This is a genomic window from Aliivibrio sp. 1S175 (assembly GCF_001690985.1).
GTDB lineage: Bacteria > Pseudomonadota > Gammaproteobacteria > Enterobacterales > Vibrionaceae > Aliivibrio.
The window spans coordinates 252,214-276,322 of the sequence record NZ_MAJS01000005.1; the positions used below are offsets into that span (position 1 = coordinate 252,214).

At 39.3% G+C, this 24,109-nt stretch carries 26 protein-coding genes; 11 read left to right on the forward strand and 15 right to left on the reverse strand.

Annotated features, from left to right (window positions below; genetic code table 11):
• Positions 1-10: 10 nt before the first annotated feature.
• On the reverse strand, positions 11-256 hold the full coding sequence (ilvM, locus tag A6E06_RS01870) for an acetolactate synthase 2 small subunit (RefSeq protein ID WP_065594568.1): 246 nt from the start codon (positions 254-256) through the stop codon (positions 11-13).
• A complete protein-coding gene (ilvG, locus tag A6E06_RS01875; RefSeq protein ID WP_065594569.1) occupies positions 256-1,902 on the reverse strand; it encodes an acetolactate synthase 2 catalytic subunit in 1,647 nt (548 codons plus the stop codon). The genes ilvM and ilvG overlap by 1 nt, the downstream gene beginning before the upstream one ends.
• A 404-nt stretch (positions 1,903-2,306) precedes the next feature.
• On the opposite strand from ilvG, the gene A6E06_RS01880 reads away from it, so the two are divergent.
• Both A6E06_RS01880 and A6E06_RS01885 read left to right on the forward strand, forming a co-directional pair.
• Positions 2,307-3,833 (forward strand): YifB family Mg chelatase-like AAA ATPase, encoded by a 1,527-nt coding sequence (locus A6E06_RS01880; RefSeq protein WP_065594570.1) that lies wholly within the window; start codon positions 2,307-2,309, stop codon positions 3,831-3,833.
• 99 nt (positions 3,834-3,932) lie between these two features.
• On the forward strand, positions 3,933-4,790 hold the full coding sequence (locus A6E06_RS01885) for an acyltransferase (protein ID WP_176703503.1): 858 nt from the start codon (positions 3,933-3,935) through the stop codon (positions 4,788-4,790).
• A gap of 73 nt (positions 4,791-4,863) precedes the next feature.
• Here the strand turns inward: A6E06_RS01885 and A6E06_RS01890 are convergent, their stop codons facing one another.
• The 5 genes from A6E06_RS01890 to A6E06_RS19725 form a co-directional block, all read right to left on the reverse strand.
• Positions 4,864-5,463, reverse strand: a complete 600-nt coding sequence (locus A6E06_RS01890) for a thiol:disulfide interchange protein DsbA/DsbL (RefSeq protein ID WP_176703504.1) — start codon at positions 5,461-5,463, stop codon at positions 4,864-4,866.
• A gap of 52 nt (positions 5,464-5,515) precedes the next feature.
• A complete protein-coding gene (locus tag A6E06_RS01895; protein WP_065594573.1) occupies positions 5,516-6,499 on the reverse strand; it encodes a serine/threonine protein kinase in 984 nt (327 codons plus the stop codon).
• Between the two features lie 56 nt (positions 6,500-6,555).
• The gene (gene ccoG / locus A6E06_RS01900; protein ID WP_065594574.1) at positions 6,556-7,974 is read right to left on the reverse strand and encodes a cytochrome c oxidase accessory protein CcoG; all 1,419 of its coding nucleotides are present in this window, start codon (positions 7,972-7,974) and stop codon (positions 6,556-6,558) included.
• Between the two features lie 264 nt (positions 7,975-8,238).
• Complete coding sequence (locus tag A6E06_RS01905; RefSeq protein ID WP_065594575.1) at positions 8,239-8,502, reverse strand: YihD family protein; 264 nt, start codon at positions 8,500-8,502, stop codon at positions 8,239-8,241.
• Between the two features lie 116 nt (positions 8,503-8,618).
• Positions 8,619-8,777 carry a hypothetical protein gene (locus tag A6E06_RS19725; protein WP_176703502.1) on the reverse strand — a complete coding sequence of 53 codons (159 nt, stop codon included), beginning with the start codon at positions 8,775-8,777 and terminating at the stop codon, positions 8,619-8,621.
• 249 nt (positions 8,778-9,026) lie between these two features.
• Here A6E06_RS19725 and A6E06_RS01910 point away from each other — a divergent pair, with 249 nt between their 5' ends.
• Both A6E06_RS01910 and A6E06_RS01915 read left to right on the forward strand, forming a co-directional pair.
• Entirely contained in the window at positions 9,027-9,815 is a 789-nt protein-coding gene (locus A6E06_RS01910; protein WP_065594576.1) for a sporulation protein, read from the forward strand.
• Between the two features lie 99 nt (positions 9,816-9,914).
• Positions 9,915-10,562, forward strand: a complete 648-nt coding sequence (locus A6E06_RS01915; protein WP_065594577.1) for a hemolysin III family protein — start codon at positions 9,915-9,917, stop codon at positions 10,560-10,562.
• A gap of 86 nt (positions 10,563-10,648) precedes the next feature.
• Here the strand turns inward: A6E06_RS01915 and A6E06_RS01920 are convergent, their stop codons facing one another.
• The 5 genes from A6E06_RS01920 to def form a co-directional block, all read right to left on the reverse strand.
• Positions 10,649-12,094 (reverse strand): TrkH family potassium uptake protein, encoded by a 1,446-nt coding sequence (locus A6E06_RS01920; RefSeq protein WP_065594578.1) that lies wholly within the window; start codon positions 12,092-12,094, stop codon positions 10,649-10,651.
• Between the two features lie 2 nt (positions 12,095-12,096).
• Positions 12,097-13,473 carry a Trk system potassium transporter TrkA gene (gene trkA, locus A6E06_RS19730; RefSeq protein ID WP_065594579.1) on the reverse strand — a complete coding sequence of 459 codons (1,377 nt, stop codon included), beginning with the start codon at positions 13,471-13,473 and terminating at the stop codon, positions 12,097-12,099.
• A gap of 24 nt (positions 13,474-13,497) precedes the next feature.
• Positions 13,498-14,778, reverse strand: a complete 1,281-nt coding sequence (gene rsmB / locus A6E06_RS19735; protein ID WP_065594598.1) for a 16S rRNA (cytosine(967)-C(5))-methyltransferase RsmB — start codon at positions 14,776-14,778, stop codon at positions 13,498-13,500.
• A gap of 104 nt (positions 14,779-14,882) precedes the next feature.
• On the reverse strand, positions 14,883-15,830 hold the full coding sequence (fmt, locus tag A6E06_RS01935; protein WP_065594580.1) for a methionyl-tRNA formyltransferase: 948 nt from the start codon (positions 15,828-15,830) through the stop codon (positions 14,883-14,885).
• A 20-nt stretch (positions 15,831-15,850) separates the two neighbouring features.
• A complete protein-coding gene (def, locus tag A6E06_RS01940; protein WP_065594581.1) occupies positions 15,851-16,360 on the reverse strand; it encodes a peptide deformylase in 510 nt (169 codons plus the stop codon).
• Between the two features lie 117 nt (positions 16,361-16,477).
• Between def and A6E06_RS01945 the strand changes: the two genes are divergently transcribed.
• The 4 genes from A6E06_RS01945 to A6E06_RS01960 are packed head-to-tail and all read left to right on the forward strand — an operon-like array spanning position 16,478 to position 19,722.
• Entirely contained in the window at positions 16,478-17,548 is a 1,071-nt protein-coding gene (locus A6E06_RS01945; RefSeq protein ID WP_065594582.1) for a LysM peptidoglycan-binding domain-containing protein, read from the forward strand.
• Positions 17,549-17,555: 7 nt separating this feature from the next.
• Positions 17,556-18,665, forward strand: coding sequence for a DNA-processing protein DprA (dprA, locus tag A6E06_RS01950; protein WP_065594583.1), 1,110 nt, complete (start codon positions 17,556-17,558; stop codon positions 18,663-18,665).
• 2 nt (positions 18,666-18,667) lie between these two features.
• Positions 18,668-19,141, forward strand: coding sequence for a DUF494 family protein (locus A6E06_RS01955; protein WP_065594584.1), 474 nt, complete (start codon positions 18,668-18,670; stop codon positions 19,139-19,141).
• Positions 19,142-19,152: 11 nt separating this feature from the next.
• Entirely contained in the window at positions 19,153-19,722 is a 570-nt protein-coding gene (locus tag A6E06_RS01960; protein ID WP_065594585.1) for a type I DNA topoisomerase, read from the forward strand.
• 49 nt (positions 19,723-19,771) lie between these two features.
• Here A6E06_RS01960 and A6E06_RS01965 read toward each other — a convergent pair whose 3' ends face one another.
• Together A6E06_RS01965 and purE are read right to left on the reverse strand one after the other, a co-directional pair.
• On the reverse strand, positions 19,772-20,884 hold the full coding sequence (locus A6E06_RS01965) for a 5-(carboxyamino)imidazole ribonucleotide synthase (RefSeq protein WP_065594586.1): 1,113 nt from the start codon (positions 20,882-20,884) through the stop codon (positions 19,772-19,774).
• 2 nt (positions 20,885-20,886) lie between these two features.
• Positions 20,887-21,372 (reverse strand): 5-(carboxyamino)imidazole ribonucleotide mutase, encoded by a 486-nt coding sequence (gene purE, locus A6E06_RS01970; RefSeq protein WP_065594587.1) that lies wholly within the window; start codon positions 21,370-21,372, stop codon positions 20,887-20,889.
• A 202-nt stretch (positions 21,373-21,574) separates the two neighbouring features.
• Between purE and A6E06_RS01975 the strand changes: the two genes are divergently transcribed.
• From A6E06_RS01975 to A6E06_RS01985, 3 genes are all read left to right on the forward strand, one after another.
• On the forward strand, positions 21,575-22,132 hold the full coding sequence (locus A6E06_RS01975; RefSeq protein WP_065594588.1) for a Sua5/YciO/YrdC/YwlC family protein: 558 nt from the start codon (positions 21,575-21,577) through the stop codon (positions 22,130-22,132).
• A gap of 64 nt (positions 22,133-22,196) precedes the next feature.
• Positions 22,197-23,018, forward strand: a complete 822-nt coding sequence (aroE, locus tag A6E06_RS01980; protein ID WP_065594589.1) for a shikimate dehydrogenase — start codon at positions 22,197-22,199, stop codon at positions 23,016-23,018.
• Positions 23,019-23,282: a DUF1488 domain-containing protein gene (locus A6E06_RS01985; RefSeq protein ID WP_065594590.1), complete on the forward strand. Its 264-nt coding sequence runs from the start codon at positions 23,019-23,021 to the stop codon at positions 23,280-23,282. It begins immediately after the preceding gene.
• Here the strand turns inward: A6E06_RS01985 and A6E06_RS01990 are convergent.
• Positions 23,275-23,820 carry a gamma carbonic anhydrase family protein gene (locus A6E06_RS01990; protein WP_065594591.1) on the reverse strand — a complete coding sequence of 182 codons (546 nt, stop codon included), beginning with the start codon at positions 23,818-23,820 and terminating at the stop codon, positions 23,275-23,277. The genes A6E06_RS01985 and A6E06_RS01990 overlap by 8 nt on opposite strands.
• Between the last annotated feature and the right edge of the window lie 289 nt (positions 23,821-24,109).

Sequence of the window (24,109 nt, forward strand, 5' to 3'; positions counted from 1 at the left end):
AATTTTTATCTTATGCGCGATTCAATGTAGATACATGAACCGCGGTAATATCCCAAAGTTTTTCAATTTGATTCGTAAGCAGGCTGATAGGACGATCGCTTTCTACAATAATTTCGATAGCAGCAATTCCACTTGATTGGTTTTGAGTCGCAAGTACCTGTTTGATTGAAAATCCACGGTGACGGATCACTCGCAATACGCGTTCTAATAATACCGGTTTATCAGTTGCTTCAATTTCTAAAATATAACGTTGCATTATTCACCCTCCACCATGTCTTGGTTTGCTGCCCCTGGTGGAACAAGCGGCCATACATTTTCTTCTTCAGAAATAAGCACGTGCAACATATAAGCGGTTTTACTTTCTAACATCTCTTTTAGTGCTGGCTCTACTTCTTCTTTGCGTGTGATGGTTTTTCCTGGAATATTAAAGGCGGCAGCTAATGCAACAAAATCAGGGTTGTCGTCTAAGATAGTTTCGCTATGTCGTCCATCAAAAAACAGGGATTGCCATTGGCGTACCATACCTAAACGTTGGTTGTTTAATAAAACCATTTTTACAGGGATCTGTTTGCGCTTTAGCGTGCCTAGTTCTTGAACGTTCATCATGAACGAACCATCTCCGGTGATAAGAATAGCCTCATCATTTGGGCGAGCAACTTTTGCGCCCATGGCAGCCGGTAAGCCAAAACCCATGGTGCCAAGACCTGCTGAGGTAAGGTAATTTTCTGGAGCGCGTGGCTGAATATGCTGTGCAGCCCACATTTGGTGTTGACCAACATCGGTGGCAACAATAGAGCTGTCAGGCATCATATCTGATAATTGCTTAAGCAATAATGGGGCGTAGATAAGGTCTCCGGGATGATCGTAGCACCACTTAAATTCAGTACGAAGCGATGATACATTTTTTAACCAAGGAGTTAGGTCTTGAGATACATTCAGTTTAGGCAAAATAACATTGATATCACCGCGCAATGTTGAGTGAGCGTGACGAAGTTTATTGAATTCGGCGGCATCAATATCGATATGAATGACTTTGGCATGTGGTGCAAAACTTTCTAGCTTTCCTGTTACACGATCATCAAAACGAGCGCCGACAACAATCAATAGGTCAGACTCTTGAACGATAAGGTTGGCGGCTTTTGTTCCATGCATTCCTACCATGCCTAAATAATGTGGGTCGTGCCTTTCTATCGAACCTAGACCTTTGAGTGTACTTACTGATGGCATCGGGTTATTACGTAAAAACTCACGAACTGAATCCGTTGCATGAGCAAGTTGCACACCACCTCCGACATATAGAACAGGTTTAACGCTGTTTTTTAGAATGGCTTCAGCGGCTTCAATACTTTCTTGAGGGGCTACAGGAATCGCTGGTGGTTCAAAATATGGGAGGGTCGTTACTGGTGCTTCAGCAACTTGTACGTCTTTAGCTATATCAATAAGCACAGGGCCAGGTCGACCGGCTTTAGCTACTTCAAAAGCTTCTGCAATTACAGGGGCTAGTTCATTGATGTCGGTAACAAGGTAGCTGTGTTTAGTACAAGAGAGGGACATTCCAATCACATCCATCTCTTGGAAGGCATCAGTACCTATTAAATGACTGGCGACTTGGCCTGTGATGGCGACAAGAGGAATGGAATCCAGCATTGCATCAGCAAGACCAGTAATAAGGTTAGTAGCTCCAGGTCCGGAAGTTGCTAAACAAACAGCAACGTCTTTCGTTGACCGAGCCATACCAATGGCGGCCATGGCTGCACCTTGTTCATGACGGCAGAGGATATGCTCTACACCACCATCGTATAGGGCGTCATAGATAGGCATAATTGCGCCTCCAGGATACCCAAAGACTGTTTTTATTCCTTCATCTCTTAAGGCTTTTACTACTAACTGTGAGCCATTCATACACTGTCGCTCCCTGCGTGAGTGATTGCTTCTCTATTTTTGCACATCATGTGCTCCCATTTCTTCCTGAATCCATAAAAAAACCCCCTTGCTTGTAAGCTTGGGGGTTTTAAGTGTGCGTTGCTGTTGTTACTTTTTGCTCACTTATCCCCGCGCGGTGACCAGAATCACCACGAGAATGTTAATAATTAGAATATTCAGTTGAGCAAAAAAGGTCATTTAATCTATCCGTAAGCGTATTTTTTTTGATAATTCGTTACATTAACTTAGTGGTAACACAGACATGGCTCCCATGACAAGAAAAAACTCTCATTTTATTCACAATTCTCGTTCATTTAGCGCTTATATATAACAAATCAATAAAAAGCGTCGAAATACTCGCTTTACAACTAATTGGGTAAAAAATGGGATTAGCTATCATACATAGTCGAGCATGCGTAGGTGTAGAGGCTCCAGAAGTCACGGTTGAAGTGCATATTAGTAATGGAATGCCGGGATTCAGTTTGGTTGGATTACCAGAAACCACAGTAAAAGAAGCAAAAGACAGAGTAAGAAGCGCGATAATTAATGCGAACTTTGAATTTCCATCAAAACGAATTACGGTAAATTTAGCGCCTGCTGATTTACCCAAAGAAGGCGGGAGGTTTGATCTCCCTATTGCTCTTGGAATTCTTGCAGCATCTGATCAGATCCCTGAAAAAAAGTTAGCTGATCATGAATTTGTCGGTGAACTAGCCTTGTCTGGAGAGCTTCGTAAAGTTAAAGGAGTATTACCAGCAGCATTGGCTTCACTAAAATCGAACCGTTGTTTAATTGTACCTGATGACAATGGGGATCAAGCGGCACTGGTGGGTAAAGATATTCATAAATCTGCACCTCATTTATTATCGGTGTGCGCTTTTTTATGTGGGCAACAACAACTTGGTTTATTTACATCTTCAGTGATAGATGAGCCTGTAAAGTACCTCGAACGTGACCTACAAGATATTATTGGCCAGCAACAAGGAAAAAGAGCATTAGAAATAGCGGCGGCGGGTGGACACAATTTATTGTACCTAGGACCTCCTGGGACAGGTAAAACGATGCTCGCTTCTCGTATGAGTGATTTACTACCTGAAATGACTAATGATGAAGCGCTTGAAACGGCCGCAGTGGCTTCGCTTACTCATCAACATATTAATGAATCTAATTGGCGATCTCGCCCATTTCGTTCTCCCCATCATTCCAGCTCTATGGCAGCGTTGGTTGGTGGTGGTTCTATTCCTAGACCGGGAGAAATATCATTAGCACATAATGGCATTCTATTTTTAGATGAAATGCCCGAGTTTGAGCGAAAAGTACTCGACTCATTAAGAGAGCCATTAGAGTCTGGAGAGATTGTTATTTCTCGAGCAGCAAGTAAGACTCGATTCCCTGCACGTTTTCAATTAGTAGGGGCATTAAACCCCAGCCCTACTGGCTATTATGAGGGGAATCAAACGCGAACTAATCCTCAATTAATTATTCGTTACCTTAATCGAATCTCAGGACCATTACTTGACCGTTTTGATATGTCATTAGAGATACCTCTCTTACCTAAAGGAACATTAACAGAAGGAGGAGATAGAGGGGAATCTACAGAGAAAGTAAAGGCGAGAGTTCTTGTTGCTCGTGCCAGAATGCTTGAACGTTGTAATAAAGTGAATGCATTATTAGGTAGTAGAGAGGTTGAAAAATATTGTCCATTAATAAAGGAAGATGCGGCATTTTTAGAAAATACACTTCATCAACTTGGTCTTTCTATCCGAGCTTATCATCGTATTATTAAGGTATCGAGAACCATTGCTGATTTGGCTGGCGAAGAACACATCCAAAGAATTCATTTAGCTGAAGCGGTGGGATATAGAGCAATGGATAGGCTTTTAAAACAACTGTCCGCACAAGTTGTTTAATGCCTTTTTATTTAGATAGAAATAAAGATGATTACAAAAATAAAGTGAGGCTTGTTATGATATGACTAATGTCTACCCTGCTAATAAATGAAGAATCCTATGTTTGCTAATATTCGACTGGTTATCAGTGTTTTGCTTGTTGTGCTTAATACGGCATTAACCTCTTTGGTTATCAGTTTTTTTGCTGTAATTAAGCTTATTCTCCCTTTTGCGGTGATAAAAAAGATCACTGTTTCAATGGCAAATAAAACACTATGGGGATGGGCAACGCTGAACCTTTGGATGTTGAATGTGAACAACAACATTGAGTGGGTTATTGATGGTGGGGATGAATTATCCCAAGATAATTGGTATTTGCTTCTTTCTAATCACGTTAGCTGGGCTGATATCGTTATTTTGTCTTCGGTAATGAAAGATAAAATCCCAATGGCTAAATTCTTTTTGAAGTATGAGTTACTTTATGTCCCTTTTGTGGGATTGGCGTGCTGGGGAGCCGATATGCCTTTTATGCGTCGTGATCCTGAGCGCCGTGAGGATGATTTTAAAGCGATTCAAAAATCGTGTGAAAACTTTCGAGCGGTACCAACAACGGTTGTTAACTTTGTTGAAGGAACACGTGCAACACCTGAAAAATTAAAAGAGGCTCGTACGCCTTATCAGCATCTATTTAAGCCAAAAATAGGTGGTGTTGCATTTACTCTTTCTGCTATGGGGGAATTATTTGATGGTATTGTGGACGTCACTCTTGCATACCCAAACAATCAAGACTCTCCTTTTATTGATATGCTTCAAGGTAAACTAACTAAAGTGGTTGTTCGTATTAACTTGCATGAAAATGACGAAAGAGTGAATGGTGATTACTTTGGTGATAAAGCGTTTAAACGCAGCTTTCATAAGTGGATAAATGATTTATGGAAAGAGAAAGATGAGTACCTGCAAGGTCTTTTGAAAAAGTGAATTTAGGAATATAAAAAAGGGAGCGAATTATCGCTCCCTTTTTGCATCTATTTTTTTAAACTAGACTGTTTTATTATTTCTTAAGTAACCAGTTAACGAGTTCGTAGTATTCTTCAGCGCTTTGAATTTTAGCTGTTTCAACAAGGTATTTATTATTAACGATAACCGCAGGAACCCCTGTTAGACCGCTGTCTTGGAATGCTTTATCAAAACGGTTAACCATAGAGTTAATTGCAAAACTATTGTAAGTCCCATCGAATTCATCAGCATTAACACCTTCATCTAGGAAGATTTGACGAAGTTCTTTATCGTTACGTGGTGGCTTGTTCATTGTATGAATACGGTTGAATAGAACAGGAATCATTTTGTCTTCAATGCCAAGAGAAACCATTGTTGCGTAGGCTTTACTCATTGATAAACCCATTTTACCACCCATGAAAGAAACGTGAGTTTTCTTAAAGGTTGCATTTTCTGGCAGTGTTTTCTTTAATCCCTGAATTAGAGGTTCAAAGCTGCTGCAGTGTGGGCAGTAGAAAGAGAAAAATTCATTTACAGTTGGTGTTTTTGATTCAGGAAGGTTTAGAACTTTATAGTAATCACCTTCGGTAAAATTTGCCGCATTAACTGAAAAACTTAGTACTAAAGCACCAAACAGTGCCATCATTTTCTTCATCATGTGTAACTTTCTCCAATCCATTTGTGTTTGTTTTATTATTTTAGCGGTATTACCACTGTGGCATTAGTTCTAAAGGGGCATCATTTAATGCCGCTATTTGTTCTTTAAAACTTAGAACTTGACCTTCCCAGTATTTTGCGTCGGCAAACCATGGGAATGCAACAGGAAAAGCCGGGTCTTGCCAGCGTTTAGCTAACCATGCCATGTAGTGTACCATTCGTAGACCACGTAAAGGCTCTATTAGTTTCAGTTGGTTGTGGTCAAAATCGCAATATTCAGAATAAGCCTCAACCAGAATATCTAATTGAACCAGTTTATCTTGTCGTTCACCATTTAATAGCATCCAAATATCTTGAGCGGCAGGACCATTTCTCGCATCATCTAAATCAACAAACAGCGGACCATCACGCCACAGGATATTACTAGGGTGACAGTCACCATGTAAGCGAATTGCTTTGCTTGGTTGCCAATGATCTTCTATTCGACTAATTAGCATATCAAGATCAGAGAAGAAGCTATTTTCTAAATATGAAGGAATAAAAGAGCTATTTTCTAATAATTTACGAGGTTGATATAGATATTCGTCTAATCCAAGTGTTGGACGGTGAGTGAATAATTCGGATTCTCCCACTTTATGAATTCTGCCTAAGAATCGCCCTACCCATTCAAGTTGGTCAAAATTATCCACTTCAAATGTGCGTCCACCTAAACTATCAAATAATGCAAACCAATAACCGTTAGCAAAATGGAGTGTTTTGCCATTTATTTCTAATGGTGCGGCAATTGGTATGTCTTGTTGTACTAGTTGTTTTGCAAAAAGGTGCTCTTCTAATATTTGCAATTCAGACCAACGTTGAGGGCGATAAAACTTAACGACATAGCGACGCTTTTCTTCATCAGTAAATTGATAAACTCTGTTCTCGTAGCTATTTAAAGCTAAAAAACCAGACTCAGCGCGAACACCAATATCAGCTAAAGCGTTCCATAATATATCAGGGGTAAGAGTACTGAAATTAAAGGCGTGTTCAGACATGGTCATTCTCAAATAAAAAGGACTCACTATGAGCCCTTTGAGTAATAATAGTGTGATTATAGCGGTTTAAAGAAACGGCTTTCTGCTTTTATCACTTGTTGGTCATCATTTTTAATTTCAAAAATAATGGTGGTAATAGCTGTTGTTAAATTATCAGAGCTAACCCCTAAACTGATTGGCAAACTAAATACCTCTCCAGGTTCGACACTTATCTTCTCTGAACCATACCAAGTCACCTCTTCTAGACCAATGACCGTTAGTTGATAACGTTGTATCTGCTGTGTTTTATTAATGATTTTTAATGTGTAAGTATTTTCCACTAATCCAGCATTATTAATACGGGACAACTGGTTTCTATCTCGTAATACATCAAGCCCCATAGGGTCTACTGTCGCTATTTGAGCAAAAAACAAACCCATCATTAATGTCATGATCAAGCCATAACCAATCAGTTTTGGGCGCATTATATGAGTTTTATTACCGGCGAGTTTATGCTCCGTTGTATAACTAATAAGGTCTTTTTCGTACCCCATTTTATCCATAGTTTCATTACATGCATCTATACAAGCACCACAGTTAATGCATTCGTATTGAAGACCATCACGAATATCAATCCCTGTAGGACAGACTTGGACGCATAAGTTGCAATCAATACAATCGCCTAAGCCTAGTTCTTTGTGATCCTTCTTGCGAGACCTTGGGCCTCGACTCTCACCTCGTTTAGGGTCGTAACCAACGATGTAGGTATCTTTATCAAACATTGCTGATTGGAATCGAGCATAAGGGCACATATGTAAACAAACGATAGATCGCATCCAACCCGCGTTTCCATAGGTACAGGCAGCAAAAAATAGAATCCAAAATGCGGGTAAGAAGTCACTGCTGAAAGTGAAAAAATCGAGGACTAACTCTTTTACTGGAACGAAATAACCAACGAATGTGAGCCCTGTAGCGATAGCTATAGCGACCCATGCGATGTGTTTGATTATTTTTCTAACCAATAAATTAGAGGTCATAGGCATTTGATCTTGCTTGCGTCGCTTATTGGCTGAGCCTTCTGATTTTTCCTCAAACCAGATATACATAAATGTCCAAACAGTTTGAGGGCAAAGATACCCACACCATACTCGGCCTAAAAAGGTGGTAATAAAGAAGAGTCCGAAGGCGGCAATAACAAAAAGAAGAGCAAGTAAGGTGAGATCTTGAGGGAATAGCGTAGTACCAAAAAAGTTAAATTGTTGGTGGCCGATATCTAATAAAATAGCTTGGCGATCATCAAATGATACCCAAGGTGTTAAAACAAAAAGAGCTAATAAAAACCAACCGCCATAACGACGTAATTTTTGGAAGGTGCCTTTACTTTGTCGAACGTAAATACCTGAATTTGGGTTAAAGCGATCACTGCTGGATTTATGTGTTTTGGGGTTAAACTGCTTTGGAGTCACATCTTTGATGTCGATCTTATCCTGACTCATTATTCTTCCTAATTATTTTTATGAGGTATCCCAACGTGGTTTATTGAGCGTAACCACTTATTTGTTGGTGATATTAAGACATTGCGGCTCAATTATAGCCTGATGAGTAGGTTGAATTCGTAAGAAGGTTCAAATTTAGTTAAAAAAGTGTATTTTATTTGTGGCAGGATAACGTATGTATTTATTGAACTACCCAAGTAAATATTGTTGACGCGAGTTCTGAATATTACTTGGGTATGAAGTTGGTATTAAGGTCTTTATGGCTTATAACAGTCCACGAGCTCTTAAAATTGCGGTTTTGAAATCATCTTCTTGGTCTTTAGCAAGGCCTGGGATCATCTCTGTTTTCTCACTGTTTCTCATTTTTAAATGATAAATAAGAACATCATCAGTTAGATCTTCAAGTTTGCCTTCGTACCTAGTTTCTTCTGCTAGCTTTATAATAAACTGCATTAGATTTAGTTCTGGTTCTTTTTTCCATTCAGGATGGATTAATTCGATTAATTCATTAACACGATGGCATTTCATTGAGCATTCTCCCTATAATTATTAGGGTTAGTATATCTAAGTTATAAAAGATGTTAAGTGGGATGTAACGGTTGTTTTCAGAAAAAAAAGCGCAACCAATAGGTCACGCTTTTTAATTATGCCGCGAATGAAATTTCTTTTAGAGTTTCTGGTTTTTCTGAAACTATTAAAGTCATTTCAGGGACGTTCTTTTTCGTTACAGCAACTTTTACAAAGTGGCTGCGACGACGATCCACGCTGTGCGTTGAAGCAGAGCGTGAGAACCTGACAGTCATAGGACGCATTGTCGATCTCTATAGCCAGGCACTTCCTTGGCCAAATTAATGACCTAACTATTTATGAGTTACATCAAAATGGAACTCGTTTCTAGCTTTCGCAATCCAAATAAATAGTCAGGATTATGTGTTTAAAAAACACCCAGTAAGGGTATCATAAACTGTCAATTAGTCGAGATGCATCTCAACGCATTTTTACGATCTAGTTAATAATAACAGTATAAAACATGGATGAGTTAGGAGGTAAAAATGTCTTTTTTTAAGAAAACGTTGGCGTCATTAGGCATTGGATCTGCAAATGTTGATACGGTCATTCACCATGAAGTATTAATTCCTGGGCAAAAAATGCAGATTACGATTGAAGTCACTGGTGGATCTTCACCCCAACAAATCGATAATATTGACTTGAAGTTATGTTGCCAATATAAAAAAGAAGTGACACGTAACCGTCAAAATGGGTCACAAACACAAATCATAAAACAAACTTATGTGCTAGCTGATTGGAGTTTGCCTTATGCCTTTATGATAGAGCCAAAACAAGAACGAAAGTTTGAATTAGAGCTCGATCTTCCTTTAAATACTCCTGTGACGATTGGGGATGCAAAAGTATGGGTTCAAACAGGGTTAGACGTATCTCTAGGGTTAGACCCTACAGATAAAGATCCTATTACTGTTCGTCCTGATCCATTACTTGATGGTGTTTTAACGGCATTAGAAACGGAAGGATTACGAATTCGTCAGGTTGAATGTGAGTATGTAAAAGGATTTGAACTTCCTTTTGTTCAGGAGTTTGAATTTGTGCCATTTGATGGACCATATCATGGCCGCTGGCGTGAGCTGGAAATTATAGCTCACCGGAAAAGTGATGAGCTAGAATTGTGGTTTGAAATAGATAGAAGGCATCAATCTGGTGTTTTAGGGTTGTTATCATCAATGTTAGGAAATGGAGAGTTAAAACGAAAGTTAGTACTTTCAACTAAATTATCTCCAGAAGACGCGGGACAACAAGTGATTGATTTTTTGAATCAAACAACGTGATACATTTTCCGGATGAAAAACATCACATTTAAGCTTACAAGTGTACGCTTAAATGTGGCATACTGCTTTTATGTCGAGTAATCACTCTATGGGAGCTTTATGTCTACTCCAATGCCTTATTCAAAAAAAGAAGAATTAGCCAATAGCCTAACTCATGGTTTAGGGCTTATTTTTGGTGTCATAGCGTTAACATTATTGCTTATTAAGGCGAATGCTGTTGATGCAGATTGGTTAACTCTTGCGAGTATGTCTGTGTATGGTGCCAGTATTATTTTACTGTTTCTGGCCTCAACGCTATATCATTCTATTGCTGCCCCTAAAGCAAAGCGTTTATTAAAAACGCTTGATCACTGTGCCATATTCTTGCTTATTGCAGGTAGTTACACCCCTTATCTTTTAGTGAGTTTACGTACCCCTCTAGCCTATTGGTTGATGGCTGTTATTTGGGCTATTGCTTTGATTGGTATTATAGGCAAGATTGTTTTTGTCTATCGGTTTAAAAAACTGTCACTGATTACTTATCTTGTTATGGGTTGGTTATCTGTGATAGCGGTTTATCAATTAGTGATTCATATTGATATTAATGGCGTTATTTTATTAGGCCTTGGTGGTGTAATTTACTCTTTAGGGGTTATTTTTTATGTTGCGAAGAAGATCCCATATAACCATGCAATTTGGCATCTATTTGTATTAGGTGGGTGTATTACTCAATTTTTATCGATTTATTATTATGTGAAGCCGGTATAACCCCCCTTTTTCGAGTATAAAAAATGGCGTTAGAGATACTTTTATAAAGAAACTCTAGCGCCATTTTTGTATCTATTTACAGGTTTTTATCCTTTCCAGAAGGCTGGAAAGAAGAGAACTAATACCGTTAAAATTTCTAATCGACCCATTAACATCCCAATACTTAATATCCATTTCGCAGCATCTGGTAATGTTGAAAAATTTCCTGTAGGGCCAACGATGTGCCCCATTCCAGGTCCAACGTTAGCGACTGCCGTAACAGCACTGGTTATGCTGGTTACGGGGTCAAGACCTAAACTGCCCAATAATGCAGCAATAACAATAATTGTTAAAATGAAAGTAAACACTAAAGCAACCACTGAACGAGCAATGTCATCGGTTACTGGGCGTCCATTATAACGTTGAACAAATATCCCTGATGGATGGATAAGTTTCATCATTTGTTTATTGAGCATGGTTGAGGCAATTTGAAAGCGGAAAATTTTAATACCACCCGCGGTTGATCCTGAACATGCACCAGTTAACATTACGAAGGCAAAAATAATGGCCGGGAATGCTCCCCATGCGGTGAAGTCATCTAAACCAAAACCTGTCGTAGTGACGACTGATATTATATTGAATACAGAAACTCGCAATGCATCCATTATCTCATAGTCATTATGAATAACTAACCAAGCTGCAATTAAGAGACTGGTGGTTAATACTAATTTAAGATAACCAACAACTTGAGCATCTTTAAATAGAACTTTGGGATCGCGCTTTTTAAGTACTTGAATAAATAATAAAAAAGGCAAACCACCCGCAAACATAAAGAAAGAAGCAACCCAGTGAGTACTATTAGAAAAGCGATTCATTGAACTGTCAGATGTTGAATAACCTCCCGTAGATAGCGTTGTGAACGCGTGGTTTATTGCTTCAAATGGTGTCATTCCTGTGACTAAATAACTTAAAAAACAAAGTAAAGTTAGGCTGAGATAAACGTTAACAATGTACTTGGCGACATACTTAGTTCTTGGGGCACTTTTGTCTGACCAATCAGATGATTCAGTTTGGAATAACCGCATACCACCGACATTTAACATAGGAAGAACCGCTACTGCCATTACGATAAAGCCGACACCGCCAAGCCATTGTAATGTTGAACGCCATAGTAAAATACTGGGAGCCATATCATCCAGGCCGCTTAATACGGTTGAGCCTGTTGTCGTTATTCCTGACATGGTTTCAAAGTATGCGTCAGTAAAACTAATGTGGTTGATGAATACAAAAGGCAGAGCAGCAAAGGTACTGGCGATGGTCCATACCAGAGTAGTGATAAGAAACATATCCCGCACATTCATCTTAAACTGCTTACTGCGGCCTAAAGTTAAACAAGCAAATGCCACTATGTGTGTAATAGCAACCGCTTGTGCAAATTCGATAAAACCACCAGTACCAGTAAATAAGGCAACAAGGGTTGGGATATACATGAATAGGGCGAGCTTAGACAGCACAAGCCCTATAACAAATAAGATCGGTTTGTAGTTAACCATAATTACAAGAAGAACGGACTCGGTTGGAATAAGCGTTCGACATCCTGTACGTATTTCTTATCCACTAGGAACATAACTACGTGATCATCTTGCTCGATCACAGTCTTATCGTGGGCAATAAGAACCTCTTCGCCACGAACAATAGCACCAATTGTAGTGCCGGGTGGAAGCTTAATATTTTGAACTTCTTTTCCAACAACTTTAGACGTAGTCTCGTCACCATGAGCAATCGCTTCAATAGCTTCAGCTGCGCCACGACGAAGAGAGGATACGTTAACGATATCAGCACGACGAACGTGCGTTAATAGTGCTGAAATGGTTGCTTGTTGTGGCGAAATAGCAACGTCAATCACTCCTCCTTGAACTAAATCAACATAGGCACTGCGTTGGATAAGAACCATTACTTTTTTAGCCCCCATGCGTTTAGCTAGCATGGCTGACATGATGTTGGCTTCATCTTCGTTGGTTACAGCAATGAATACATCGACCTGATCAATGTGTTCTTCGCTTAATAACTCTTGGTCAGCGGCATCGCCACAGAAAACGATACTTTCTTCAAGTAACTCTGATAATTGCTCTGCTCGTTTCATATTGCGTTCAATCAGTTTAACGCTGTAGTTTTGCTCTAGGCGCTTCGCAAGGCCTGCGCCAATGTTACCGCCACCAACAATCATAATACGCTTGTATGGACGCTCTAGGCGCTGTAATTCACTCATAACAGAGCGAATGTGATTACTTGCAGCGACGAAGAACACTTCGTCATCGGCTTCAATCACAGTGGTGCCTTGAGGTCTAATTGGGCGACCTTGACGAAAAATAGCCGCAACACGAGTATCAATATGCGGCATATGATCACGAAGTGCTGAAAGTGCATTACCGACTAACGGACCACCGTAGTACGCTTTTACTGCAACGAGACTGACTTTCTTCTCTGCAAAACTCGCGACTTGTAGTGCTCCTGGATATTCAATTAAGCGTTCTATATAACCTGTAACCAACTCTTCTGGTGCAATGAGATGATCGACAGGGATAGCATCGGATTGGAATAAACGCTCTTTTTCTTTTAGGTATTCAGGTGAACGAATACGAGCAATACGGTTTGGTGTATTGAAAATAGTAAATGCGATCTGACAAGCTATCATATTGGTTTCATCAGAGTTGGTTACCGCAACCAACATATCGGCATCTTGCGCTCCGGCTTCTCTTAGAGTGTCTGGGTGACTAGCAAATCCTTGAACAACACGTAAGTCGTATTTATCTTGTAGTTCACGCAGTCGTTCAGCGCTTTTATCAACAACCGTAATGTCGTTGTTTTCGCCAACCAAATTTTCAGCCAGTGTGCCGCCAACTTGCCCTGCACCTAAGATTATGATTTTCATACCGCTTGCTCGCTCGTATATAGATTATGCTTTTTGTAAAACAGCGTAGTAGAAGCCGTCCATATTTTCTTCACCAGGAAGAATCTGACGTCCCGGTTTAGCTGGGTCGGTATTATCAATTAAAGATGCGTTGTTTGTACGATCTAAAAAGGCTTTTACTTGCTCGCAGTTTTCTTGTGGTGTAATTGAACAGGTTGCATACACCATGGTGCCGCCTGATTTCAATTGTAGCCACATAGCATCAAAGATTTCACTTTGCAGCTCAGCAAGTGCTTTAATGTCTTCTGAGCGTCGTAACCATTTAATATCTGGGTGACGACGAATAACGCCGGTTGCAGAACAAGGTGCATCTAACAAAATACGGTCAAATTGTTCGCCCTGCCACCATTCTTCAGGATGACGAGCATCACCACAAATAACTTTTGCAGTTAAGTTAAGTCGCTCTAAGTTTTCATATACGCGAGTTAAGCGAGTTTCATCACAATCAATAGCAACGACATTGGTATCTGTAGTGCGTTCTAAAATATGTGCTGTTTTACCACCTGGGGCGGCACAACAATCAAGAATGAGTTCACCATCTTGTGGTTGTAAGTACTCTACAGATAACTGAGCGGCTGCATCTTGAACTGATACCCAACCTTGCTCAAAACCAGGCAAGGTAAATACATCACGCGCTTTATCTAACAATAGCGCATCTGTTGCTTGGCTATGTGGTGTTACTTCTATTTCTTCTTTTTCAAGTAATGCAATATATTCGTCGCGAGTGTGGTGTTGGCTATTTACGCGTAACCACATTGGTGCTTTGCTGTTGTTTGCTTCAACAATCGATTCCCATTGTGTTGGGTACGCTTCTTTTAGCATTTTTAACAACCAACCAGGGTGGCCATATTTGCCAGAGTCATGACTGATTGATTTAGTGTCTAATTCTTCTTGGTTACGTTGGTAGCTACGTAGAACGCCGTTAATTAGGCCTCGTAGTTTTGGGCCTTTTAGGTTTTTAGTCCCTTCAACGGTTTCACCAACGGCAGCATGAGCAGGTATGCGCATAAAGCTTAGTTGATAAATTCCGACCAAAATAAGGTGGTGAAAAACACGTTGTTTTCCTTTTAATGGTTTATCCATTAGCGATTGAGCTACAGATTCCAAACGAGGAAGAAAGCGCAGTACGCCATAACAGATCTCTTGCAGTAAAGCTTGATCACGAGGTTTTATTTCGGATTGAGCTTTTGGAAGTGCAGAAGAGAGAGAATGACCCTGATCGACAACTTGATAAATAACTTTTGCTGCCGCAGCACGAACGTTCATGTCATCACCTAAAATATGATTGGCAAAAATAAAATGGCAAATACGATATTTGCCATTTAAAAAGTAAGGTGGCAATTATGCCACCTTTTTTATGTTTTGAAGAGTTAGTTAAGTGTATTACCCACTTCGAACCATTCTTTGCGAGAATTCAAAATATCTTGAACGCCCATTGCTTTTTTTCCAGGAACTTGCAGTTGTTCAAATACAATTGCATTTGTACCTGTTGCTACATAGATCCCGGTTTTATCTGCTTGAATGATGGTTCCTGGTAATGCATCTCCCTCGTAATTTTCAACGCGAGATTGCCATACCTTTATCGCTTTATCTTCAACAGAGAAATGGCTCATCGGCCAAGGATTAAAAGCACGAACACAACGTTCAATAGCATCTGCATCCATAGTCCAATCAATCTTAGCTTCTTCTTTGCTCAGTTTCTTCGCGTAATTAGCCAGTTCATCGTTTTGCTTTTGTGCAACCGCTGTGCCATTCGCGATCGTAGATAAGCAATCAACTAAAGCAATAGGACCAAGTTCAGCTAACTTGTTGTACATTGATGCGCTGGTATCTGTTGTTTCAATTGGCAGCGTTGCAATACTTAGCATGTCACCAGTATCTAAACCGATATCCATTTGCATGATGGTTACGCCAGTTTCGGCATCGCCAGCCCAGATTGAGCGTTGAATTGGAGCTGCGCCACGCCAACGAGGTAAAATTGAACCATGAACGTTAATACAGCCTAATTTAGGTGTATCTAGTACCGTTTGTGGTAACAATAAACCGTAAGCTACTACAACCATTAAGTCTGCGTTCAGTTCAGCAAGTTCTTGCTTTGCTTCATCGCTTTTAAAGTTTTCAGGTTGGAACACCGGTATGTTGTGTTCAAGAGCGACCTCTTTTACTGGGCTCGCCGTTAGTTTTTTCCCTCGACCAGCAGGTCGATCTGGTTGGGTATAGACCCCTATCACTTCATGGTGAGAATTGATAAGCGCCAATAAATGACGAGCAGCAAAATCAGGAGTGCCGGCAAAGACAATGCGTAATGGTTTGTTCAAATGAACCTCGATACCAATGATTATTTTTTTTCGTTGAATTTTTTGATTTTTTCTAGTTTTTCTTTGATGCGCTTACGCTTTAGCGGCGATAAGTAATCAACGAATAATTTGCCATCAAGATGGTCTAATTCGTGCTGTACACAGATAGCTAATAAATCGTCAGCATCGAAACTGAATTCTTTTCCATCGCGATCAAGTGCTGTCACTGAAACTTCAGCTGAACGAGGAACCACCCCTTTTGCTCCTGGAACCGATAAACAGCCTTCTTCAATACCATCATCTCCACTTTTTTGAGTGATGATTGGGTTGATTAATACCATCGGTTCATCGCGAGAGTCAGATACATCGATAACAACGATACGTTGATGGAAATCGACTTGCGTAGCAGCAAGACCAATACCTTCTTCGTCGTACATGGTTTCAATCATGTCATCAATGAATTTTTGAATCTCAGGAGTTACTGTTTCTACCGGTTTTGCTACTGTACGTAGACGATCGTCCGGGAACGTTAATACTTCTAATAAAGCCATAATTACTCTAAATGTTGAACTGCGCCGTAAACGGCGTAAACCTAATAGCTCCAATTCTAGACATTTTATTAAGCAAATGACAGCATCGGTTCAAATGTCTGATAAGGAAAGCGGACCATGTTTAAAAAAATATTCATTTTCACTTCATTTTGTAGTGCTATTGTTTTCTCATCAACTTCATTTTCAGGTGAAGATAAATTGGTGTTAAAACAAGATTATCCTAGTAATTACACGGTTAAAAAAGGCGATACACTGTGGGATATATCCGCTTTGTTTTTGGATAGCCCTTGGTTTTGGCCTAAATTATGGCAAATTAATCCTGAAATTAATAACCCCCATCTTATTTATCCAGGAGACAAGTTAAGTCTGACTTGGCTTAACGGCAACCCTGTGCTTAGTGTTAAACCACTTAAAAAACTTTCACCTAAAACGAGAACGGTAGTTAAAGAACCTGTTCCAACTTTGCCAACGAGTTTAGTTGTGCCTTATTTGCAATCCGATCGATTGATTGATGCAGATAATTATAGGGAATCATTCCGAGTACTTGGGACAAGTGATGGAAGAAAGTTTCTAAGTAGTAATGAGAGAGTATATGTAGATGCAAAATTAACACATAAGGAATGGGGAATTTATAGAACGGTAAATGAATTTTCGAGAAAGGATATAAAAGAAACGGCCTATGCATTGCGATTAGTCGGTACGGCTGAATTGGCCGAAAGCACTGAAGATATGAGTGGGTTAAAGGTTGTTAAGCAGCAACAAGAAATTGCAATTAATGATGTTGTTCTTCCAATTACGTCTGGTGAGATAAGTAAGGAATTGACGACTACTTTTTACCCACAACCAGCACCAAAAGGAATGGGCGTATCCATATTAGGTTCTATCGATGGCGGTGAATATTTGGCGGTGAATCAAGTGGCAGTTATTGATCGAGGAAGTAATGACGGTTTATTTCAAGGCAGTATGTTTTCTTTGAAAGAAGAAGGTTATGTTGTTAAAGGAAATAAAGGAGAATATTACTACGATCTTGATAAGGGAAAAAATAAGAATAGCCACCAACTACCACAAACTCAAATTGGAGAGTTAATCGTTATTCGACCTTATGAAACATTTAGTTTAGCGCTTATCACTAGGAGTGAGATGCCAATACATAAAGGTGTTATAGCTGTTTCTCCAAATAAGGAGTGATTAAATTATGACAACTTCAGAAGCACATTTATCTGCTTGGCTTACTTTATGTTTTTGTCCTCGGATTGGTGGAAAAATAATGACTCGCTTATGGGCGGTTGATTCACCAGAAAATATATTGAAATACAGCACAGATCGACTTATTGCTTTGGGGTTGTCATCAACGCAAATTACTTACCTACAAAGCTCTGAGCATAAAGAAGTGAATCAATGCTTAGAGTGGCAAAATCAAAGTGCTCTTAATACTATAGTGGCACTAACGAATCCTATATACCCTAAATTACTTTCAGAGATTAGTGCGCCTCCCCCAGTTTTATTTGTTAAGGGAGATCCTCTTACGTTATCTGAACCACAAGTCGCTATCGTAGGTAGTCGTAATGCAAGTCTTGAGGGGTTAGATTGTGCTAAACAATTTGCTTGTTCTATTGTCCAACATAATTATGTTGTTACTAGTGGGTTAGCGTTAGGTGTTGATGGCTATGCTCATCATGGTGCCATCGAGGCGAAAGGTAAAACCATAGCGGTTCTCGGTTCTGGTTTGGAAAGGATTTATCCCGCAAAACATCGTTCATTGGCGCACCGTGTTATTGATAGCGGCGCGTTAGTTTCAGAATTTCGTCCTGATGCACCTCCAAGGCCTGACAATTTCCCAAGACGGAACCGTATAATTAGTGGATTATCTACAGGCGTTCTGGTCGTAGAAGCTGCTGAACGGTCAGGTTCTTTAATCACAGCCAGATATGCGAATGAACAAGGGCGAGAGGTTTTTGCTCTTCCTGGATCAATACAAAACCCAACAGCGAAGGGATCTAATGCATTAATTAGAGCGGGCGCGAAACTGGTTTCTACGCCTGAAGATATATTTAACGAAATTGGGGCGTTAACCGAGTGCGCAATATCTCACCAACCGTCATTATTTGAGCAAGAAGTTATCACAGAACAATTGCCATTTCCTGAAGTGTTCGCTACCGTAGGCAGTGAGGCGACGCCTGTTGATATTATCGCAGAGCGGTGTCAGATGCCTGTACATGAAATCATGATGCAATTACTTGAATTAGAGTTGCAAGGTTTCATCGCTGCAGTCCCAGGGGGTTACATTAAAAATCGGAGGGGCTAGCCATGATGGATGTTCTGATGTATCTATTTGAAACATATATCCATAGTGATGTTGAATTAAGTGTAGATCAAGAAAAATTAGAAGATGAGTTACTTAAAGCCGGATTCCACCAAGACGCAGTCTATAAAGCGCTGGATTGGTTGGAAGATTTAGCTCGTTTACAAGAAGATGATTCCTTTACACATATCGAGAAAAATACGTCGACGTCAATGCGTATTTATACCCAGCAAGAAATTGATGGTATTGATACTGATTGTCGTGGTTTTTTATTATTTTTAGAACAAATAAAAGTACTTACCTGTGAAACTAGAGAAATGGTTATTGAGCAGGTAATGTCTTTAGAAACTGATGAGTTGTCATTAGATGATTTGAAATGGGTTGTGTTAATGGTGTTATTTAACGTCCCTGGTCAAGAAAGCGCTTATACACAGATGGAAGAGTTACTTTATACTGCCGATGTCGGTATGACGCATTAAGGTTTTATTGGATGTCTGGAAAAATAGATAAGCAATTATTTAAAGCTCATGAACACGCTTTAGAGCATGAATCTTGTCCTGAATGTAGTGGTGAATTAACTATTCGCTACGGCAAAAGGGGGCCATTTTTAGGGTGTAATAACTATCCTGAGTGTGAGTATATTCGCCCACTAAAAAGTAATGATGGTCATATAGTAAAAGAATTAGGCGTTCCTTGCCCTGAGTGTGAGAGTGAGTTAGTACTAAGGCAAGGCCGTTATGGAATGTTTGTTGGTTGTTCTTCTTACCCTAAATGTACGCATATAGAGTCATTGGAACAAAAAAAAGAAGATCCGAAAGTGCATATTGATTGCCCAAGCTGTCATAAAGGTCTTTTGCATGAAAAAAAATCACGTTTTGGTAAAGCATTTTATGCGTGTGACGGGTATCCAAATTGTCGTTTTGTCGTTAATTTAGAGCCCCAGAGTGGTAGTTGCCAAATGTGTGGTTTTTCTTTATTACTGAAGAAAGAAACGGCGGCAGGAGTAAAGCTTGTTTGTGCAGATAAAAAATGCAGTGCGATACAAGGAAAGAAAGAGTAACTCGATAACTATTCCTAAAAATAGATAGAGTTACTCTATATCAATTATCTTATGCAAGAACAGGGAAAGCGTCCCTGTCTAGTATTGTTGATAGTGTAGCCAGTTCCTTTTGTAGATTTTCTGAAGATGAGGCACATACATTTATGTGTCCCATTTTTCTTCCAGCCCTTTTCTCTTTACCATACCAATGAACATGGCAGTTGGGCATCGTGAGTATATTTTTTGGTAAAGAATCTTCGCCTAGAATATTGATCATGGCTGTTGACCTAAGTAGCTCAGTACCGTTTAGAGGTAAATTACATACAGCTCGTATGTGCATTTCAAATTGACAAACATCAGTACCTTGTTGTGTCCAGTGACCAGAGTTATGAACTCGAGGTGCAATTTCATTTACTAGTAGCTGTCCATTGACATCAAAGAACTCAATTGCAAGCACACCTATATAGTTAAGTTCATCAGCGATAGCTGAAAACATCTTATCGGCTTGCTGTTGTAATTCACTGGTACCCTCTAAGGCTGTTGATAGTGCGAGCACCCCATCAACGTGAACATTCTCTGTTAGAGGATATGTCACCATATCACCATTTTTATTACGAGCACCGATCAGGGAAACTTCACGATTAAAAGGAATAAATTGTTCAGCAACCATTGCTTGGTTTGGTGAACTCTTTATAAGTTCTTCCATTTCATTCCAAACTTGGTTTACTTGGTCGTGTTCTTTTAAGCGCCATTGGCCTTTGCCATCATAGCCACCAAGTGCGCTTTTTAATACCATTGGAAGTCCAACAATATCAATTGCGTTTAAGAAATCTTCTTTTGTATTGATGATGTGGTATTTGGCATTAGATACTTTAGAATTGTCCAAAAGCACTTTTTCTAAGCGACGATCTCCTCCTGCTTTTATTGCATCAGGATTTGGCTGAAATTTTCCACTTTGGCTACATATATCTAAAATATCATGTGGAATATGTTCGAACTCAGCAGTAATTACCGTAACGTCATCAATAGCTTGTTCTAATGATAAATTAATAAGCTGCTGAGTTAATGGATGTACAACATTTTGGTTATTTACGTCATAAGCAATAATTTCAATATTCAATGGTGCACTTGCAAGCGCCATCATACGAGCGAGTTGACCTGAACCGAGTACAAGCACTTTCATGATTAGTCCTCTGATGGATCTGGGTTTGCTAATACAGTATCTGTTTGCTCTTTACGGAATGCTTCAACAGAGGCCATCACTTCTTCATTTGATGTTCCAATGATTTGAGCTGCAAGAATACCTGCATTGGCAGCTCCTGCTTCACCAATGGCAAGAGTACCTACTGCGATGCCTTTTGGCATTTGGACGATAGAAAGAAGAGAATCCATCCCTTTAAGTGCTTTAGATTGAACAGGAACACCAAGAACGGGAATACTAGTAAACGCAGCTGCCATTCCAGGAAGATGAGCAGCGCCACCAGCACCAGCAATAATAACTTTGATACCACGATCTTTTGCTTGAGTTGCATAGTCAGCAAGTAACTGTGGGGTTCTATGAGCTGAAACTACTTTTGTTTCATAAGGAACATTAAAGCGATCAAGCATTTCAGCGGCTAGTTTCATTGTTGGCCAGTCTGATTTTGAACCCATGATAATACCGACTTTCATTGTGAACTCCTTGGATAAAGATATTGGCAATATATAAAAGTTGGCAGCATTATATGGGTATTTGAGATGAAGGGAAACGTTTGCGTAAGGAAAAATACAAGTTATTAACTATTATTGACAATTGAAAAATGGAAAGCAGTTGTTTGATTTAATCTTATCAATAGAATAGAGAGACTAATTTAGTCTAATTAATGGTGTAAGAGTGAAGAATCTAGATCTAGTCGTAAAAGCCTTAAATAATGGTGATGTTATCGCCTACCCGACAGAAGGTGTTTTTGGTGTTGGCTGTGATCCAGATAATGAATCTGCAATCCATAAGTTATTAGCGGTTAAACAACGCCCTCAAGAGAAGGGGCTAATATTGATCGCAGCTTCTATTGAGCAATTACTTCCTTATGTTGATTTATCTCAATTAGGGAGTAAACAAATAGAGCAGATAAAGTCGACATGGCCAGGACCTGTGACATGGATAGTTCCTGTAAACCAAAATACACACTTTTTAGTTACTGGCCAGTTTGACAGTATCGCAGTTAGAGTTACTGCTCATGAACAAGTTAAAGCTATCTGTTCAGCGTTTGGAAAGCCGATTACCTCAACAAGTGCAAACCTTTCAGGTTATGAACCTTGTCGAACCGTGTCTGAAGTTCAGAAACAGTTAGGAGATACCGGGGTCGTTATTTTTGAGGGAGAGGTAGGTAATAGAACTCAGCCTACGGAAATTCGTGATGCAAAAACAGGAAACACATTACGCCAAGGCTAATGCATCTATTATTTCTTTAAGGTAAGGTGACTTAATTAACGTTATTTATTGAAAGGAATCACTTATGGATAAGTATGCTGTTTTTGGTAATCCAATAACACAAAGTAAATCCCCCTTTATACATACCTTATTCGCGCGTCAGACAATTCAATCTTTAGAGTATGTTGCTATTGAGGCTCCTGTGGATGGTTTTCTAGATGCAGTAACTGATTTTTTCGCTAACGGTGGGAAAGGCTGTAATATTACTGTCCCTTTTAAAGAAGAAGCATTTCAATTTGCAAACCAATTAACAGAGCGAGCAAAACTAGCTGGTGCGGTTAATACATTAAAGAAATTAGATGATGGAATTGTCTTGGGCGACAATACTGATGGCGAAGGACTGGTTCAAGATTTACTGCAATACCAAATCCCACTTCAAGGTAAGCGCATTTTATTAATAGGTGCAGGCGGTGCGGCTCGTGGTGTGCTTCTTCCTTTATTAAAGCAAAATCCCTCTTCTATTACTGTCGTAAATCGTACTTATGAAAAAGCAGAAACACTGGCTACTATCTTTTCAAATTACGGAACTATTAATGCAGTACGGATGAATGAGGTTGATGAATCATTTGATATAGTTATTAACTCGACATCAGCAAGCTTATCTGGACAGCTACCTGATATCAGTGCAACAATTTTTTCTAAAAATACGATTAGCTATGACATGATGTATGGTCAAGGAAAAACGGTATTTAACCAATGGGCATTAAAACACCATGCACACCAAGCTTATGACGGACTAGGGATGCTCGTTGGGCAAGCCGCGGAAAGTTTTACTGTGTGGCGAGGTCTTCGTCCTGGTGGGAAACAGATATTGCGTGAATTACGAAAAAACTTAGAAGGTATTTAAATGAATCAGTCAATCCTTTTTAGTGACGATGTTCAATGGAATGAAGAGACACAAACTATTTTATTCTCTGCTCAGCAGATGGGAAATTTAATTCAATGTCATGTTGCTATTTCATGGTTAGAGTCTGAAAGTGGAGAGGTGATAATAAATGATGCAGATGCATTACGTGTTTTTGAAGAATATCGTTTTGATGTAGAAGAACAAGCAGAAGCATTGATAGAAGATGAAGAATTCAATGCTTCTGGTGAAATTATCATTAATTAGTTTCTTCCTCTATATAGTCATTTTTGAATGAAACGTAATTCATTGCCGATTTTTTTAAAAAGGCAATTTCTTCTACTGATAATTCTCTAATCTGTTTTACTGGGCTACCTATATAAAGGTAGCCACTTTTAAGGGTTTTATTTGGTGGAACTAAACTGCCTGCGCCAATCATGACATCAGATTCAATAATGGCATTATCTAAAACAATACTTCCCATCCCTACAAGTACACGGTGTTGTATTTCGCAACCATGAAGCATTACTTTATGTCCTATTGTTACATCATCTCCAATAAGTAATGGCGCTCCTTTAGGGTTTTCTTCATTCTTATGGGTTACGTGTAAGATGGAACCATCTTGAATATTACTTCGTTGACCAATAATTATAGAATTAACATCACCTCGAGCAGCAACTAAGGGCCAAATGCTAGAATCATCACCAATGGTAATATCTCCAATTAAAACACTGGATGTATCTATATATGTACGTAAACCAATCGTAGGAAAGATAGATTTATAACTGCGTAATGATGATTTCATATGATAGCCCTTGAAATTGATAGGTTACTGTTAATAAAATGGGGTAATTAAGATAATTTAGCACTGATTTGCTTGTACTTTAACCATAAAAGCATAAATATGAAATTATCTTTAAAAAGAGCTTGCCAATGTGATCTAACTCTCTATAATGCGACCTCACTGACACGGAGAGCCCATCCCATAAGGGGTTTGCAATCAGAGTTAGTAAGATGGTTTAGAATTTAAGTTTCAAATAAGTGCTTGACACTGAAGCTTGATTCGATAAAATAACCGTCCTCTTCACAGAAAG